The 15,103-nt window shown below is 68.9% G+C and carries 14 protein-coding genes; 8 read left to right on the forward strand and 6 right to left on the reverse strand.

The genetic code is table 11. The features are described from left to right. Positions 1 to 97: 97 nt before the first annotated feature. The 5 genes from ABB55_RS23810 to rpsF form a co-directional block, all read right to left on the reverse strand. A complete protein-coding gene (locus ABB55_RS23810) occupies positions 98 to 892 on the reverse strand; it encodes an extensin-like domain-containing protein (RefSeq protein ID WP_160321303.1) in 795 nt (264 codons plus the stop codon). Positions 893 to 1,108: 216 nt separating this feature from the next. Further along, positions 1,109 to 1,663, reverse strand: coding sequence for a 50S ribosomal protein L9 (gene rplI / locus ABB55_RS23815; RefSeq protein WP_054361038.1), 555 nt, complete (start codon positions 1,661 to 1,663; stop codon positions 1,109 to 1,111). 29 nt (positions 1,664 to 1,692) lie between these two features. After that, the gene (locus ABB55_RS23820) at positions 1,693 to 2,649 is read right to left on the reverse strand and encodes a DUF2232 domain-containing protein (RefSeq protein ID WP_083463886.1); all 957 of its coding nucleotides are present in this window, start codon (positions 2,647 to 2,649) and stop codon (positions 1,693 to 1,695) included. Positions 2,650 to 2,896: 247 nt separating this feature from the next. Beyond that, on the reverse strand, positions 2,897 to 3,145 hold the full coding sequence (rpsR, locus tag ABB55_RS23825) for a 30S ribosomal protein S18 (RefSeq protein WP_054361040.1): 249 nt from the start codon (positions 3,143 to 3,145) through the stop codon (positions 2,897 to 2,899). Then, positions 3,145 to 3,627, reverse strand: a complete 483-nt coding sequence (gene rpsF / locus ABB55_RS23830; RefSeq protein ID WP_054361041.1) for a 30S ribosomal protein S6 — start codon at positions 3,625 to 3,627, stop codon at positions 3,145 to 3,147. Before rpsF ends, rpsR begins: the two co-directional genes overlap by 1 nt. Before the next feature lie 385 nt (positions 3,628 to 4,012). Between rpsF and ABB55_RS23835 the strand changes: the two genes are divergently transcribed. Together ABB55_RS23835 and ABB55_RS23840 are read left to right on the forward strand one after the other, a co-directional pair. Continuing rightward, entirely contained in the window at positions 4,013 to 4,840 is an 828-nt protein-coding gene (locus tag ABB55_RS23835) for a sulfotransferase family 2 domain-containing protein (RefSeq protein ID WP_054361042.1), read from the forward strand. A gap of 346 nt (positions 4,841 to 5,186) precedes the next feature. Then, positions 5,187 to 6,377 (forward strand): glycosyltransferase family 61 protein, encoded by a 1,191-nt coding sequence (locus tag ABB55_RS23840; RefSeq protein WP_160321304.1) that lies wholly within the window; start codon positions 5,187 to 5,189, stop codon positions 6,375 to 6,377. 233 nt (positions 6,378 to 6,610) lie between these two features. On the opposite strand, the gene ilvD is transcribed toward ABB55_RS23840, so the two are convergent. Continuing rightward, on the reverse strand, positions 6,611 to 8,455 hold the full coding sequence (gene ilvD / locus ABB55_RS23845; protein WP_054361044.1) for a dihydroxy-acid dehydratase: 1,845 nt from the start codon (positions 8,453 to 8,455) through the stop codon (positions 6,611 to 6,613). A gap of 198 nt (positions 8,456 to 8,653) precedes the next feature. On the opposite strand from ilvD, the gene ABB55_RS23850 reads away from it, so the two are divergent. The 6 genes from ABB55_RS23850 to mltG all read left to right on the forward strand — a co-directional run bounded on the left by ABB55_RS23850 (position 8,654) and on the right by mltG (position 15,032). Then, complete coding sequence (locus ABB55_RS23850) at positions 8,654 to 9,382, forward strand: superoxide dismutase (RefSeq protein ID WP_054362271.1); 729 nt, start codon at positions 8,654 to 8,656, stop codon at positions 9,380 to 9,382. Positions 9,383 to 9,488: 106 nt separating this feature from the next. Beyond that, the gene (gene fabD / locus ABB55_RS23855) at positions 9,489 to 10,430 is read left to right on the forward strand and encodes an ACP S-malonyltransferase (protein ID WP_054361045.1); all 942 of its coding nucleotides are present in this window, start codon (positions 9,489 to 9,491) and stop codon (positions 10,428 to 10,430) included. Between the two features lie 37 nt (positions 10,431 to 10,467). Further along, positions 10,468 to 11,205 (forward strand): 3-oxoacyl-[acyl-carrier-protein] reductase, encoded by a 738-nt coding sequence (gene fabG, locus ABB55_RS23860; RefSeq protein ID WP_054361046.1) that lies wholly within the window; start codon positions 10,468 to 10,470, stop codon positions 11,203 to 11,205. Between the two features lie 346 nt (positions 11,206 to 11,551). After that, a complete protein-coding gene (locus tag ABB55_RS23865; protein ID WP_054361047.1) occupies positions 11,552 to 11,788 on the forward strand; it encodes an acyl carrier protein in 237 nt (78 codons plus the stop codon). Between the two features lie 163 nt (positions 11,789 to 11,951). Next, positions 11,952 to 13,214, forward strand: coding sequence for a beta-ketoacyl-ACP synthase II (fabF, locus tag ABB55_RS23870; RefSeq protein ID WP_054361048.1), 1,263 nt, complete (start codon positions 11,952 to 11,954; stop codon positions 13,212 to 13,214). A gap of 378 nt (positions 13,215 to 13,592) precedes the next feature. Continuing rightward, complete coding sequence (mltG, locus tag ABB55_RS23875; RefSeq protein ID WP_244472111.1) at positions 13,593 to 15,032, forward strand: endolytic transglycosylase MltG; 1,440 nt, start codon at positions 13,593 to 13,595, stop codon at positions 15,030 to 15,032. The last annotated feature ends 71 nt before the right edge of the window (positions 15,033 to 15,103 follow it).

Here is a 15,103-nt window from a genome sequence, read left to right on the forward strand (position 1 = left end):
ATCGATCTCTCCTGCGGGCCGCCCCGTGTCCGTCACGGCGGCTCGGTCCTGATGCGGGACGACGGTGACCGGAAGACGACGGTGCCGGCGGCCGCCGTCAGTCGTCGTGGTTCGGGTCGTGGCCGGGCAGGGGCTTGTCGGCGAGCGCCCCGAAGAAGGGCGAGTTGCGGAAGAAGGACTTGTCGCCGCCCATATAGGACATCAGGCCGGTGCCGCCGCGGACCGGCCCGCCCTTGCAGTATTTGCCGCTGCGCCGGTTGGCCAGATCGATGTGGAAATGGTCCTGATGGTGGATGTCGCCGTCCGGGCCGATCACGGTGTTGAAGATCAGGCAGGACCGGTCGCCGACCTCCTGCAGGAAGGTGACGGTGGCCAGATCCTGCGAGCGCCAGCCGTTCTTGACGCTGATGTCCTTGCCGTCGGCGAATTTGAAGCCGCCGACATCGAGCGCGTTCATGTAGGCGTGCTCGGACATCGAGCCCGAGGCGGCGCCGTTGATCCGGCGGCAGCTGTAGGAGGACAGCAGCTTGACCTCGACGACCGGCTGGCCGTGGGTCTGCATCGCGGCCGGCTCGACGACATTGTAGAGCCAATCGTCGAGGGCGGCGGTCATCGGGCAGTTGATGTTGGCGGTCGGGCGGATGCCGACCTGACCATCCAGGGCGCCAGAGACGCGGAACGGGTTGTCGGCGCCGCAATTGCCCGGGCCGTCCATCTCGCTCATCGGCTGGACATAGGCGGAGACTTTGACCCGCCCGGAGGCGAGACACTGTTTCTCGGCCGCACCCCGCCATGCCTGGCGGGCCGGCCCGAAGGATCCGAACAGGCCAGCGCAACCCGTGAGCAGGAGCGAGGCGCCGATCAGCAACGCAATACCAGGGGCTGAGCGCATCATGGATCGAAAATGACGCGCAATCCGGAAAGGATGCGTTAACGGCGATCGGATTCTCCGCGCCCGGCCGGCGGCGGCGCGGCCGGCCCGATTCGCGGCCGCGCGCGCATGAAAACGCCCCCGGATCGGCCGTGCTGGCCGGGTCCGGAGGCGTCTGATTGAGGCCGACAACGGCCCGGCAGTCGGCAGCGGCACGAGGCCGCCGCCGATCCGGGATCAGAGGTCGGAATAGCCTTCCTCGTCGGTGATCGGGCCGACTTCGCGCTCGTAGACATCCTCCTCGCGGGCGAGGACTTCCTCACCGCGGCCCTGGCGCTCGGCTTCGTCCTGGCTGCGGGCGACGTTGACGACGACCTTGGCCTGGACCTCGGCATGCAGGGCAACGACGATGTTGTGCAGGCCGATGGTCTTGATCGGCGTGTGCAGAACGACCTGCGAGCGGTCGACCGAGAAGCCGTCCTTGGTCAGCAGTTCGGCGATGTCGCGCGCGGAGACCGAGCCGTAGAGCTGGCCCATGTCGCCGGCCGAACGGATCACGATCGAGACGTGACCGTCGATCTTCTCGGCGATCGTCTGGGCTTCGCTCTTGAGTTCGAGGTTGCGGGCCTCGAGCTGGGCGCGCTGGCCCTCGAAGCGCTCCTTGTTGGCCTTGGTGGCGCGCAGCGCCTTGTGGCGCGGCAGCAGGAAGTTACGGGCATAGCCGTCCTTGACGCGGACGATGTCGCCCATCTGGCCGAGGCGGCCGACGCGTTCCAGCAGAATGACTTCCATGGCTTCTCTCCTTCGAATGCGCGGGATTGTCAGGTCGCTGCGGGCGGGCCGTTGCGCCGCCGGTCGCGAAATTTGAACACGGGGTCCAGGAGCCCGATCAGGATCGGAACCAGGGCCGCGAAGGGAATCAGGAACAGGAGGCCGTAGACGGTCGCCAGCACGATCGGCCGGGGACCGGCGCCGCGCGTGACGTTGTGGATCACGGCGAGGCCGATCAGCGTGTAGACGGCCGAGAGGGCGCCGAAGAAGGGGCCGGCGAAGAGGCCGATCGGATCCGGCAGCGCCGTTCCGGCGACCGCCACCCCGTAGGCGACGCCGAGCCTGCCCGGCGCCCGAACGGCGGAGAGATCCTCCCACGGCCGCGCCAGCCGGTCGGAGCGCGCCACGACCTTGGCGCCGAGCCAGAGATTGAGCACCAGCACCACGGTCGAGACGATCGGGATGACCACCGGCAGCATGCGCAGCGTCAGCCGGGCGACCGGCTCGTACTGGACGCGCAGCGTCTCGATCGGGGTGGTATCGCCCGGCGCGCGCGACATTTCGGCGAACATGCCGGCGAGCCGCGGCAGCATCCCTTCCGGCGCGTAGCCGTAGACGCTGCCGATGATCACCGCCAGCACCGCCATGATCAGCGCCGAGGCGACCAGGACGCGGCCGAGCGGATACCATTCGACATGGTCGCCCTCGGTGCGGGCGAGGCCGATCAGGTGCGAGGCGACCACGGCCGGAAAGGCGATATTGGCCAGATAGGAGGCGGCCGAAAGCCCGGTCAGGCCGGCCGCCACGACGGCGCCGGCGACGATCGAGGCCAGGATGCCGGCCCGCGTGCCCCAGCCGAGCGCCGCGATCACGATCGGCAGCGCCGACATCATGAACAGCGGCAGCGCCAGCGTCGTGCCGGCGATCACCGAGGCGAACAGCACCGCGGACGCCAGGCCGGAGCCGAGCGCCATCATCAGTGCATAGGGCGATGCGAGCATGGGCATCGTCCAGCTGTCCCGCCTTTCGAGCGGTTAGGAGCCGCAAGGACCCCAACCCGACAAATATGGCAGCCCGTTCGGTTCGGCCGGCTGCGGCGCGCGATCTTCCACGGGTCGGAACGGAGGGACCGCCCGACGGCTTTCGAAGCCGGTTCCGGACCGCGCCGCGGAGGCGCCGGACCGGAACGGGCTTCGAAAGAGATGTGGCCCCGTCGCGACGGGGCCACCGATGGTCAGAGCCTTGCGGCTGCCGTCACTTGATGACGAAGGGCAGCAGGCCGAGGAAGCGGGCGCGCTTGATCGCCTGGGCGAGCTCGCGCTGCTTCTTGGTCGAGACCGCGGTGATGCGGCTCGGCACGATCTTGCCGCGCTCGGAGATGAAGCGCTGCAGCAGCTTCACGTCCTTGTAGTCGATCTTCGGGGCGTTGGCGCCGGAGAACGGGCAGGTCTTGCGCCGGCGGAAGAAGGGACGGCGGGTGGGCAACTGGTTGATGTCGACCATCAGTCGTTCTCCTCGGCTTCGACAGCGGCGACGAATTCCTCACGGCGCGGCGCACGGTCGCGCGGCGGGCCGCGGCGGTCGCCACGATCACCGCGATCGCCACGGTCGCGGTCACGGCCGCCGGGGCGGTCGTCGCGATCGCCGCGACGGTCGTCGCGGTCGCGCTTCTGCATCATCGCCGAGAGGCCTTCCTCGTGCGCCTCGACCCGGATGGTCATGAAGCGGAGGATGTCCTCGTTGATGCGCATCTGACGCTCGAGCTCAACGACCGCCGCCGACGGGGCGTCGATGTTGAGGAGCGCATAGAAGGCCTTGCGGTTCTTCTTGATGCGATAGGCCAGGGACTTGAGGCCCCAGTTCTCGACCTTCGCGATCTTGCCGCCATTGGATTCGATGACGGACTTGAACTGCTCGATCAGGGCGTCGACCTGCTGGGGCGACGCGTCCTGGCGAGCCATAAAGACGTGCTCGTAGAGCGCCATGGATATTCAGACCTTTCCTCGTCGCCATCGGGCACCGGCGCCAAGCCTCCCGGAGCCCCCGGACGAGGACACACGGAAAGAAATTCAGCTGTCGGAGAGCGGAGACACCGGACGACGGAGCACGTCTATCGCTCCTGCCATGTGCGGGCCACGTTGCCGTGATACGCGCATGACCGTCCGTTCAGCCCCCGGCCGGGTGCCCGACGGAATGCGCGGGTTCTACAGAAACCCGGCCGGATTGCAAGCGGCAATCGCGGTCTGCGTGCCGGTTCGATGGGCCTCGCCGCCCTTGCGATCCGGCGTCCGCCTGGACTACGGGTTCATTCGTCCTGTTGCCGATCGCAAGGTCATGGCATGGCAGCGGCGTCGGAGGGTCGGGTAGGCGATGATCTCGAAACGGCAATGGTTGCGGTTCTGGGGGCGCGAGTTGCCGCTGCCGAAGGGGCAGCCGCGCATCCTGCGCAGCACCAATCTGCCACTGGTCGACCCGCACCTGAAGCTGATGGTGTTGTGGTCGCCGAAATCGGCCTGCACGACGGTCTACACCTGGTTCGCCGGGATCACGGGCCGTCTGGAGGACGTCCTCGCCCACAGCACGTGGCCGCACGATCATCGCACCGCCGTCTATGAGGTCTCGCCGGAGACCAAGGCGGCGATCGCCCGCAACCTGTCGACCTATCGGATCGTCCGGGTGTTCCGGGACCCCTATTCCCGCTTCCTGTCCAGCTTTCGCCATTCCCTGATCTATGGTCTCAACGCTGCCGGTTCGATCGACTGGGCGCATGGACGGCTGCACCGGGTGCGCGGCTATTCGCTGTCCGACTTCCTGACCTACATGGAACATGTCGGTGTCGTGTCCTGCGACCCGCATTTCCGGCAGCAATGGCACCCGATCGAGGAGCATCTCGATCCGGACACGGTGATCAACGTCTCGCGCCGGAACCTGTTCAAGGAATTGAACCGGGTCGAACGCCGGCTCGGACTCAAGGCGACCGACTTCTCGTCGATCTCCTGGCTGCATTCGCTCGAAGCGAGCCGGCGGCCTGCGCGCATCGCGTCGACCGGTGCCGACGACCAGACCCTGCTGACGATCCGCAATGCCAAGGGGGACGACCCTTGGCCGGACGAAGCCTCGCTGCTGACGCCCAAGGCGCGCGAGCGCATCGAGCAGCTCTATGCGCGGGACTTCGAGGCCTATCGCCGCTGGCTCTGACGGCCCCGCCCGATGCCGCCGACAGGCCGCTGCGGGGCCGGTGCCGGCCCGTTCGGCGCGCAGCGACGCCGGCGGTTGGACCCGACGGGACGTCTCGGGACGCGGCCGGGGCGGGGCGGCCTTTGGGCGGCCTTTGGGCGGCCTCGGGGCCGCCTCGGGCGTGACGCGTCTGCAGGCGGGGCGTTGTGGCCGCCCAGGCACACCTGCCTCTTCGTCCCCGGCGGGACGCGCGTTCCGAACGCCGGATATTCCTGTTTGCACGCAAGATGTTCTATCATGACGGCCGGCTGTCAAGAATTGTGACGGCGGGACGGTCGGTGACGGATCGATGCAGGCGGAAATCGGTGTGGCTGCGCCGTCGGTGCGCGGCGGTGCGGCGTCGCGCGGCGAGGCGGATCGGACTCCGCCCGGCGCGGCGATCGATCGCGTTGCGGGCCGACGGTCCGCCAGGCCGGCCGGCCGGGCCGAGACCGATCTGACCGGGCTTTTGGATCGGGTCCGTCTGATCGGCTTCGAGGCGTCCGAATTCGATAGTCTGCGGCGGGCGATCGCCGACATTCCGAACGGTTACCGCCAGATGCCGACCATGGTGCCGGTCGGCGGCGCCCTGCTGCCGCTGACGCCGCCGATCGCCCCCAAGGCGACGCCGAATTGGGAGCAGACCTACGCCTCGGCGGTCTATGATCGCCACGGCTTCGTGGTGCCCATTTCGGGACGGCGGCCCGAAAGCCTGGCCTTCGCGCCCGTAGCCATCGATCCCGCCCAATTCGTACCGAGCCGCGTCATCCGGCGCCCGGCCGTCTATGGCGGTCTGATCTATCCGCAGTTCGGCCACAACCTCCTGGAACTGCCCGGACGGCTCTGGGCCTGTCCGGATCCGGGCGACCGGCGTCCGGTGGTGTTCCACCAGGTCCAATCGCCGGCGAACCGCATGGACGAGGTCTGGCCCTATCTCGGGCCGCTGCTCCTGGCCGCCGGCATCGGGCGGCGGCGGATCGTGGTGGTGAGGCGGCCGATCCTGTGCGAGGACCTGTTGGTGCCGCAGCCGACGGTCGCGATCAGCCAGAGCATCCGGGCCGGATTTCACGATGTCTACCGGCGCATCGCGCGGCGCATGCTGCTGCCGCCGGTCGGGGCCCATCGCCGGATCTACCTGTCGCGATCGCGCTTCAGGCCGACGCGGCCGACGCCGGTCAACGAGCGCGCCCTGGAGGCCCGCCTCGCCGAGGCGCTGGGCTTCAAGGTCATCTACCCCGAGGGGCTGAGCGTCGAGCGGCAGATCGCCCATATCCGCAATGCCGAGATCGTCGCCGGGCTCGACGGCTCGGCCCTGCACATGGCGCTGTTCGCACGCCCGGGCACGATGGTGATCTCGCTGGCGACCCGGCTGCTGGTCAACCAGGCGGTGATCGAATATGCGGCCGAACTGCGCGGCCGGCACATCGATATCGGCGGCGTGCCCGACGAACCGTCGAACTGGCGGCTGGACGTCGAGGCGCTGGTCGATCGGATCGCCGGCCTGATCGCGGCGGGCTAGTGGTTTGATCGAGACGGATGGTACCCATCCGTCTCGTGAATCCAAACCACTAACTCTTTGACGACGTGGTCAATTCAATCTGACATTTGCGGGACGCAAATGTCAGATTGAATTGACCACTAGGCGCCTGCCGAAACGAAAGCGCGGCGGGAAGCTCCAGGCCTCCCGCCGCGCCGTCCGGTCAGATGCTCCCGATCATCAGATGCCCCGATCGGATGATCGCCGCGCCGGAATTACTTGCGGGTCAGCTGCTCGACATCGCGCACGGCGCCCTTGGCGGCGCTGGTCGCCATGGCCGCATAGGCCTTCAGCGCGGCGGTCACCTTGCGCGGCCGCGGCTTGGCGGGCTTCCAGCCGGCCGCCTCGCGGGCGATACGGCGGGCGGCCAGCACCTCGTCGGAGACCAGCAGGTTGATCGTCCGGTTCGGGATGTCGATCGCGACGGTGTCGCCGTCCTCGACCAGACCGATCGTGCCGCCCTCGGCCGCTTCCGGCGAGCAATGGCCGATGGACAGGCCCGAGGTGCCGCCCGAGAAGCGGCCGTCGGTGACCAGCGCGCAGGCCTTGCCGAGGCCCTTCGACTTCAGGTAGCTGGTCGGGTAGAGCATCTCCTGCATGCCCGGGCCGCCGCGCGGACCTTCGTAGCGGATCACCACCACGTCGCCGGCCTCGACCTTGCCGCCCAGGATGCCCTTGACGGCATCGTCCTGGCTCTCGAACACCTTGGCCGGGCCGGTGAACTTCAGGATCGAGGCATCGACGCCGGCGGTCTTCACGATGCAGCCGTCGACCGCGATGTTGCCGTAGAGCACGGCGAGGCCGCCATCCTTCGAGAAGGCGTTCTCGACCGAGCGGATCGCCCCCTTGGCACGGTCGGTATCCGGCTCCCAGCGCGCCTCCTGGCTGAAGGCTTCCGTGGTCGGCACGCCGCCCGGCGCGGCCGAGAAGAACTTGAGCGCGGTCTCGGACGTGGTGCGGCTGATGTCCCAGCGGCTGATCGCCGCGCCGAGCGTCTCGGCATGGACGGTCGGCACGTTGGTGTCGACCAGGCCGGCCTTCTCCAACTCGCCCAGGATCGCCATGATGCCGCCGGCGCGATGGACGTCCTCCATGTGCACGTCCGGCACCGACGGGGCGACCTTGCACAGCACCGGCACGCGCCGCGACAGCCGGTCGATGTCGGCCATGGTGAAGTCCACCTCGGCCTCATGGGCGGCGGCGAGCAGATGCAGCACGGTGTTGGTCGATCCGCCCATGGCGATGTCGAGCGTCATGGCATTCTCGAAGGCCGTCAGGCCGCCGATCGAGCGCGGCAGCACGCTGGCATCGTCCTGCTCGTAATAGCGGCGGGCGAGATCGACGATCAGATGGCCGGCCTCGACGAACAGGCGGCGCCGGTCGGCATGGGTGGCGAGCACCGAGCCGTTGCCGGGCAGCGACAGGCCGAGCGCCTCGGTCAGGCAGTTCATCGAGTTGGCGGTGAACATGCCCGAGCAGGAGCCGCAGGTCGGGCAGGCCGACCGCTCGATCACCTTGACCTCCTCGTCGGTGTATTTCTCGTCCGCCGCCGCCACCATGGCGTCGACCAGGTCGAGCGCGCGGTTGGCGCCGCGCAGCACGACCTTGCCGGCCTCCATCGGGCCGCCGGAGACGAACACCACCGGGATGTTGAGCCGCATGGCGGCCATCAGCATGCCGGGCGTGATCTTGTCGCAGTTGGAGATGCAGACCATCGCGTCGGCGCAATGGGCGTTGACCATGTATTCGACGCTGTCGGCGATCAGGTCGCGCGAGGGCAGCGAATAGAGCATGCCGTCATGGCCCATCGCGATGCCGTCATCGACCGCGATGGTGTTGAATTCCTTGGCGACGCCGCCGGCCTGCTCGATCTCGCGAGCAACCAGCTGGCCGAGATCCTTCAGGTGCACGTGGCCGGGCACGAACTGGGTGAAGGAATTGACCACCGCGATGATCGGCTTGCCGAAATCGCCGTCCTTCATGCCGGTCGCGCGCCAGAGGCCGCGGGCACCGGCCATGTTGCGTCCGTGGGTGGTCGTGCGCGAGCGGTAGGCGGGCATGGGGTTTCCTCGGATTGTCGTGGCTCTTTCGATCGGCTGACCGTGATAGCAGAACAGTTCGGCCGGAAAAGGGTCGTTTTCGGCAAAGGAGACCGGCCGGCCGCGGGACGCACGCGGTCCGGCCTTGTGCTTCGGCGCCGCCGCGATAGCTTCTTGGTCGACAGGCCCACCCGAAGGCGGGCCGTGGAGGAGACGACCATGACCACCGTCCTGACCACCCGCCGCGGCATGCTGTTCGGCGCCGCCGCCCTGACGCTGACCGCCTGCACCGGCACGCGCGTCCGGGCGCAGGCGCCCGCGGGGCCGTTCAAGCTCGATCCGCTGCCCTATGCGCCGGCCGCCAACGAGCCGCATATCGACGCCATGACGATGGAGATCCATCACGACCGCCATCATGCCGCCTATGTGTCGAACCTCAACGCCGCGCTGGCCCAGAACGGCGAGGCCGCCAAGCTGCCGCTGCAGGATATCCTTGCCAAGCTCGGCGAAATGCCGGAGGCGATCCGCACGGCGCTGCGCAACAATGGCGGCGGCCATGCCAACCACACCATGTTCTGGCAGATCATGGGCGGCAAGGGCGGCGCCCCGGCGGGCGAACTCGCCGCCGCTGTCGAGCGCGATCTCGGCGGGCTCGACAAGCTGCAGACCGATTTCAACACCGCCGGCACCCGCGTCTTCGGCTCGGGCTGGGTGTTCGTGACGGTGACCCGCGAGGGCAAGCTCGCGATCGTCGCCAAGCCGAACCAGGACACCCCGCTGATGGACGGCGCCCGCGTGCTGATGGGCAACGACGTGTGGGAACACGCCTACTATCTGAAGTATCAGAACAAGCGCGCCGACTATCTGAAGGCCTGGTGGAACGTCGTCAACTGGGACAAGGTCGCCGAGCGCTACGCGGCCGCCAAGGCCGGCACGCTGACGATCTGAGCCTGATATTCCGGACCCGTCCCGCGAAAACGGCGCGCCTCGTCTTGACTCGCTTCCGTATCTCCGCTTGATCGCGCCAAAATCCAGCCAGGGCGGAACGCGAGCGATGACGACGGCATTCACCTTTCCGGGTCAGGGCAGCCAGGCGGTCGGCATGGGCAAGGCGCTGGCCGAGGCCGTGCCGGCGGCGCGCGCCGTGTTCGAGGAGGTCGACGCGGCGCTCGGTCAGAAGCTCTCGGCCCTGATGTGGGACGGACCCGAGGCCGAGCTGACGCTGACCGAGAATGCCCAGCCGGCCCTGATGGCCGTCAGCCTCGCGGCGCTGCGGGCACTCGAGGCCGAGGGCGTCCGGATCGGTGGGGCGGTCGCCTATGTGGCGGGCCATTCGCTCGGCGAATATTCTGCGCTGGCCGCGGCCGGCTCGCTGACCATCGCCGATGCGGCGCGGCTCCTGAAGATTCGCGGCCGCGCCATGCAGGCCGCGGTGCCGGTCGGGGAGGGCGCCATGGCGGCGCTGCTCGGGCTCGACTTCGCCACCGCCACCGAGGTCGCCGCCGCGGCGGCCGAAAACGAAGTCTGCCAGGCCGCCAACGACAATGCCGACGGCCAGGTGGTCGTCTCCGGCAGCAAGGCCGCGGTCGAGCGCGCGGTCGCGCTCGCCAAGGCGCGCGGCGCCAAGCGGGCGATGCTGCTCAACGTCTCCGCCCCGTTCCATTGCGCGCTGATGCAGCCGGCCGCCGACGCCATGGCGGCGGCGCTGGCCGAGGTCGACCTGAAGGCGCCGATCGTGCCGCTGATTTCAAACGTGCTCGCCGCGCCGATCAACGATCCGGACGAGATCCGGCGCCGCCTGGTCGAGCAGGTGACCGGCACGGTGCGCTGGCGCGAGAGCGTGCAGTGGCTCGCCGCCAACGGCGTCACGCGGCTCGTCGAGATCGGCTCCGGCAAGGTGCTGACCGGTCTCGTCAAGCGCATCGCCGACGGCGTCGAGGGCCTCGCCGTCAACACGCCCGACGACGTGGCCAAGGCCGCCGCGGCGCTCGCCTGATCCGATTTCTTCCGTTCTCTCACTGGAGTCCGACCGCATGTTCGACCTGACCGGCAAGACCGCGCTTGTGACCGGCGCGACCGGGGGCATCGGCGGCGCGATCGCCCGAGCCCTCCATGCCCAGGGCGCCACGGTGGCGCTGTCCGGCACCCGCGCGGCGGTGCTCGAGGACCTGGCCGCCGAATTGGGCGAGCGTGCCCATGTCTTCGTCGCCGATCTCGGCGACCGCGCCTCGGTCGACGCCCTGGTGCCGGCCGTCGAGGCGGCCCTCGGCAAGGTCGACATCCTGGTCAACAATGCCGGCATCACGCGCGACAACCTGTTCATGCGCATGAAGGACGAGGAATGGGACAAGGTGCTGGAGGTGAACCTCACCGCCGGCTTCCGCCTTGCCCGCGCCGCGCTCAGGGGCATGATGAAGCGCCGCTTCGGCCGCATCATCGGCATTACCTCGGTGGTCGGCGTCACCGGCAATCCCGGCCAGGGCAACTATGCGGCCGCCAAGGCCGGCATGATCGGCATGTCGAAGTCGCTCGCCCAGGAAGTCGCCAGCCGCAACATCACCGTCAACTGCATCGCGCCGGGCTTCATCGGCACGGCCATGACGGATGCGCTGAACGAGAAGCAGAAGGAAACGATTCTCGGCGTGGTGCCGGCCGGCCGGCTCGGTTCCTCCGAGGAGATCGCGGCCGCCACGGTCTATCTGGCGAGCGACGAAGCCGCCTACACGACCGGTCAGACGCTTCACGTCAACGGTGGCATGGCCATGATCTGACGACGAAAACAACCGCCGGACCAGGGGGCGGGAAGCGCGCTTTCCGGCCACTCCGGCGGCTGGTCAAGGAATTTAAAGTATGCTAGCACCACGCGCGTCTCGTCGGCAAAACGGGTGCGATGAGGGCGGTCGCGAGGCTGGGGGCGGTCCATGAGGCCGGAAGCGACGGTGGTCCGGCCTTGGGTCCGGGCGGCCTGAGCGGCCCGGCGGCGATCGGTCGAAAGAGCACGAGCCTTTTCCCCGCGACGATCGGATGGTATCGGAACCGGCTGGACTGCGGTCCCCGGCGACGATGTTCGCAAAAGACCTAGGTCGAAACAGTCGTATCACTTCGAGGAAGAATGACATGAGCGATATCGCGGAGCGGGTGAAGAAGATCGTGATCGAGCACCTCGGCGTCGACGCCGAGAAGGTGACCGAGAACGCGAGCTTCATCGACGACCTCGGCTCTGACTCGCTCGACGTTGTCGAGCTGGTGATGGCCTTCGAGGAAGAGTTCGGCGTCGAGATCCCGGATGACGCGGCCGAGACGATCCTGACCGTCGGCGACGCCGTCAAGTTCCTCGAGAAGAACGCGGGCTGAAGGTTTTCCGCGCGTTCGCGCGCGGGCCTTCGTCGAACCGGCCAGGCCGGGCGCAACCGTGCCCGGTCGGCATTTTTTGTGGAGCGGCGCGGATTCACCGCGCCGGGTTTTCTGAAGCGGCGCGGTCCCTCGCGCCGGACCGGACCGGGAAAATCTCATCACGATGCGCAGGGTCGTCATCACCGGATTGGGCATGGTCTCGCCGCTCGGATGCGGCGTCGAGGCCACCTGGGCCAACATCCTTGCCGGCAAGAGCGGTGCCGCCAAGGTGACTTCGATCGAGGTCGACGATCTCGCCTGCCGCATCGCCTGCCAGGTTCCGCGCGGCGACGGCTCCAACGGCACCTTCAATGCCGACCAGTGGATGGAGCCGAAGGAGCAGCGCAAGGTCGACGATTTCATCGTCTACGCCGTCGCGGCTGCCACCCAGGCCCTCAACGACGCCAACTGGCACCCGAAGACCTATGAGGAGCAGATCGCCTCGGGGGTCATGATCGGGTCCGGCATCGGCGGCATCGGCGGCATCTACGAGGCTTCGATCACGCTCAAGGAGCGCGGTCCGCGGCGCGTCTCGCCGTTCTTCATTCCCGGCCGTCTGATCAACCTGGCCAGCGGCCATGTCTCGATCCAGCACGGCCTGAAGGGACCCAACCACGCCGTCGTCACCGCCTGCTCGACCGGCGCCCACGCGATCGGCGATGCGGCGCGGCTGGTCGCGCTGGGCGATGCCGAGGTGATGGTCGCCGGCGGCAGCGAATCGCCGGTCAACCGCATCTCGATCGCCGGCTTCGCCGCCTGCCGGGCGCTGTCGACCGGCTTCAACGACGATCCGACCCGCGCCTCGCGGCCCTACGACAAGGATCGCGACGGCTTCGTGATGGGCGAGGGCGCCGGCTGCGTCGTGCTCGAAAGCCTGGAACACGCCCAGGCCCGCGGCGCGAAGATCTATGCCGAGGTCGTCGGCTACGGCATGTCGGGCGATGCCCATCACATCACCGCCCCCTCCGAGGACGGCGACGGCGCCTTCCGCTGCATGTCGGCCGCCATGAAGCGGGCCGGCATCACGGCCGCCGACATCGATTACATCAACGCCCACGGCACCTCGACGCCGCTCGGCGACGAGATCGAACTCGGCGCCGTTCAGCGTCTGGTCGGCAATGCCGCGGCCGGCATCTCGATGTCGTCGACCAAGTCGATGACCGGCCACCTGCTCGGCGCCGCCGGCGCGATCGAGGCGATCTTCTCGATCCTGGCGATCCGCGACCAGATCGCCCCGCCGACCATCAATCTCGACAATCCGTCGGTGGAGACGCCGATCGATCTGGTCCCGCTGCAGGCCAAGCCGCGTCGGATCGACACGGTGCTGTCGAATTCCTTCGGTTTCGGCGGCACCAACGCCACCCTGATCCTGCGCCGCGTCGCCTGAACGGCGCCGTCGGCGCGTCGTTCGGCCCGTCCGGCGGTCGTCCTGCCGGGCGCCGCCGGTGGCGCGATGCTGCCCTCGATGCTCGCCCTGCCGTAACGGTGCGGCTGGCAATTGCGGCGCGAAATGGATTAACTCCGTCGTGACGGGAGGATTCGGCGTATTCTCGCCACCCTCTCGTACGAGAAGCGACGAGGCTGGGCCGAATCTGCGGCCCGCATCCGTGGCCGCGGGGAGTTGACCAGCACGATGTCCGACGTAGCACCGGAACCGGAGGAGAGAAGGCCGACCGCGGGCCCGGCTCGCGATCCTGGCATCCTCATGGCCGACCGCTCCGATCAACTCGCGCCGCGTCCGGCGCCAAAGGCGGTCAGGGAAGCCGTGCCGAAATCGCCGCGCGAATCGATCGTCACCGGCGAAGTCCCGCCGCCGCCGGCCAAGCGCGTCCGCTCCCGGATGGCGCGCTCCTCCACGCTCGGCTTCATGAGCGGCCTGATCACCTTCCTGACGCTGATTCTGCTCGGCCTCGGCGCGGCGGTCTATATGGGGCGCAGCGAGTTCGAGGAACCGGGCCCGCTCAAGGAGACCAAGGTGGTCGCCATCCCGCAGCGGGTCGGCCTGAGCGAAATCTCCGACATCCTCGCCAAGAACGGCGTCATCACCTACGACCTCGTCTTCACCTGGGGGGTGCGGCTGTCCGGCCTCGCCGACCGGCTGAAGCCGGGTGAGTACGAGTTCAAGGCCGGCATCTCGATGCGCGAGGTCGCCGACCTGATCGCCGACGGCAAGGTGGTGCAGCATTCGCTGACCTTCCCGGAAGGCTGGACCAGCGAGCAGATCGTGGCGCGCCTGCTGGAAAACACCATGCTGACGGGCAAGATCGCGGCGGTGCCCGAAGAGGGCTCGCTGATGCCCGACACCTACAAGTTCGAGCGCGGCCGGACCCGCGAGAGCCTGATCGCCCAGATGAAGGCGACCCAGGAACGCCGCCTCGCCGAGATCTGGGGCAAGCGCGTCGACGGCCTGCCGCTGGCCACGCCGCGCGACATGGTCGTCCTGGCCTCGATCGTCGAGAAGGAGACCTCGCGCGCCGACGAGCGCTCGCGCGTCGCCGCGGTGTTCATCAACCGCCTGCGCAAGGGCATGCGCCTGGAGACCGATCCGACCATCCTGTACGGGCTCTATGGCGGCAAGGCCTGGCTCGAGGGACGGACGATCACCAAGGCCGACCTCGCCGCGCCCAATGCCTACAACACCTACAAGAATGCCGGCCTGCCCCCGGGGCCGATCGGCAATCCGGGGCGGGCGGCCCTGGAGGCCGTCGCCAACCCGTCGCGCACCAACGAGCTGTTCTTCGTCGCCGACGGTACCGGCGGGCATGCCTTCGCCGAGACGATCGAAGAGCACAACCGCAACGTCCAGCGCTGGCGCCTGATCGAGGCGGCGCGCCGGGGCGGCGCGGCCGGGTCCGAGGGCGAACCGGTGGCGCAGGGCCTGGGCGGCCTGCCGGCGCCGGCCGGGACCAGGCCGGCCGGAACTGCCGCTCCCGCCGCCAAGCCTCCGGTCGGCGGCGCCCCTGCGGTCCGTCCCGCCGGGACCCCGCCGGCTGCCGGCGGAGCCGTCGCGCCGCGTCCGGTCACGCCGGCTGCCGGCACGGCGGCAACCCCGCGGCCCGTCGGGCCGACGCCCGGGACCGCAGCACGTCCGGCCGGATCCTCCGGCACGCCCGCGACCCCCGGCGCCCCGGCGACCGTCCGGCCGCCGGCGGCCGGCACTACGGCGGCCCCGCCGCCGCCACCGCCCCCGCCGCCCCCGCAGTAGGGACGCGGACGTGACACGCCGAGCCATGGACAAGGCCCGCGCCGATGCGGCGGCGCCGGAGTTCGTTTCCG

Origin of the sequence: Prosthecodimorpha hirschii (assembly GCF_001305515.1) — a bacterium.
GTDB classification, from domain to species: domain Bacteria; phylum Pseudomonadota; class Alphaproteobacteria; order Rhizobiales; family Ancalomicrobiaceae; genus Prosthecodimorpha; species Prosthecodimorpha hirschii.

What these genes read in the sequence shown, in the direction of transcription:
- fabD (WP_054361045.1), top strand. Translation starts at nt 9,489, where the DNA reads ATGACGACGGCATTCACCTTTCCGGGTCAGGGCAGCCAGGCGGTCGGC.
- rpsF (WP_054361041.1), bottom strand. Translation starts at nt 3,627, where the DNA reads ATGGCGCTCTACGAGCACGTCTTTATGGCTCGCCAGGACGCGTCGCCC.
- ABB55_RS23850 (WP_054362271.1), top strand. Translation starts at nt 8,654, where the DNA reads ATGACCACCGTCCTGACCACCCGCCGCGGCATGCTGTTCGGCGCCGCC.
- ABB55_RS23835 (WP_054361042.1), top strand. Translation starts at nt 4,013, where the DNA reads ATGATCTCGAAACGGCAATGGTTGCGGTTCTGGGGGCGCGAGTTGCCG.
- fabG (WP_054361046.1), top strand. Translation starts at nt 10,468, where the DNA reads ATGTTCGACCTGACCGGCAAGACCGCGCTTGTGACCGGCGCGACCGGG.
- ABB55_RS23865 (WP_054361047.1), top strand. Translation starts at nt 11,552, where the DNA reads ATGAGCGATATCGCGGAGCGGGTGAAGAAGATCGTGATCGAGCACCTC.
- fabF (WP_054361048.1), top strand. Translation starts at nt 11,952, where the DNA reads ATGCGCAGGGTCGTCATCACCGGATTGGGCATGGTCTCGCCGCTCGGA.
- ABB55_RS23820 (WP_083463886.1), bottom strand. Translation starts at nt 2,649, where the DNA reads ATGCCCATGCTCGCATCGCCCTATGCACTGATGATGGCGCTCGGCTCC.
- ABB55_RS23810 (WP_160321303.1), bottom strand. Translation starts at nt 892, where the DNA reads ATGCGCTCAGCCCCTGGTATTGCGTTGCTGATCGGCGCCTCGCTCCTG.
- rpsR (WP_054361040.1), bottom strand. Translation starts at nt 3,145, where the DNA reads ATGGTCGACATCAACCAGTTGCCCACCCGCCGTCCCTTCTTCCGCCGG.
- rplI (WP_054361038.1), bottom strand. Translation starts at nt 1,663, where the DNA reads ATGGAAGTCATTCTGCTGGAACGCGTCGGCCGCCTCGGCCAGATGGGC.
- ilvD (WP_054361044.1), bottom strand. Translation starts at nt 8,455, where the DNA reads ATGCCCGCCTACCGCTCGCGCACGACCACCCACGGACGCAACATGGCC.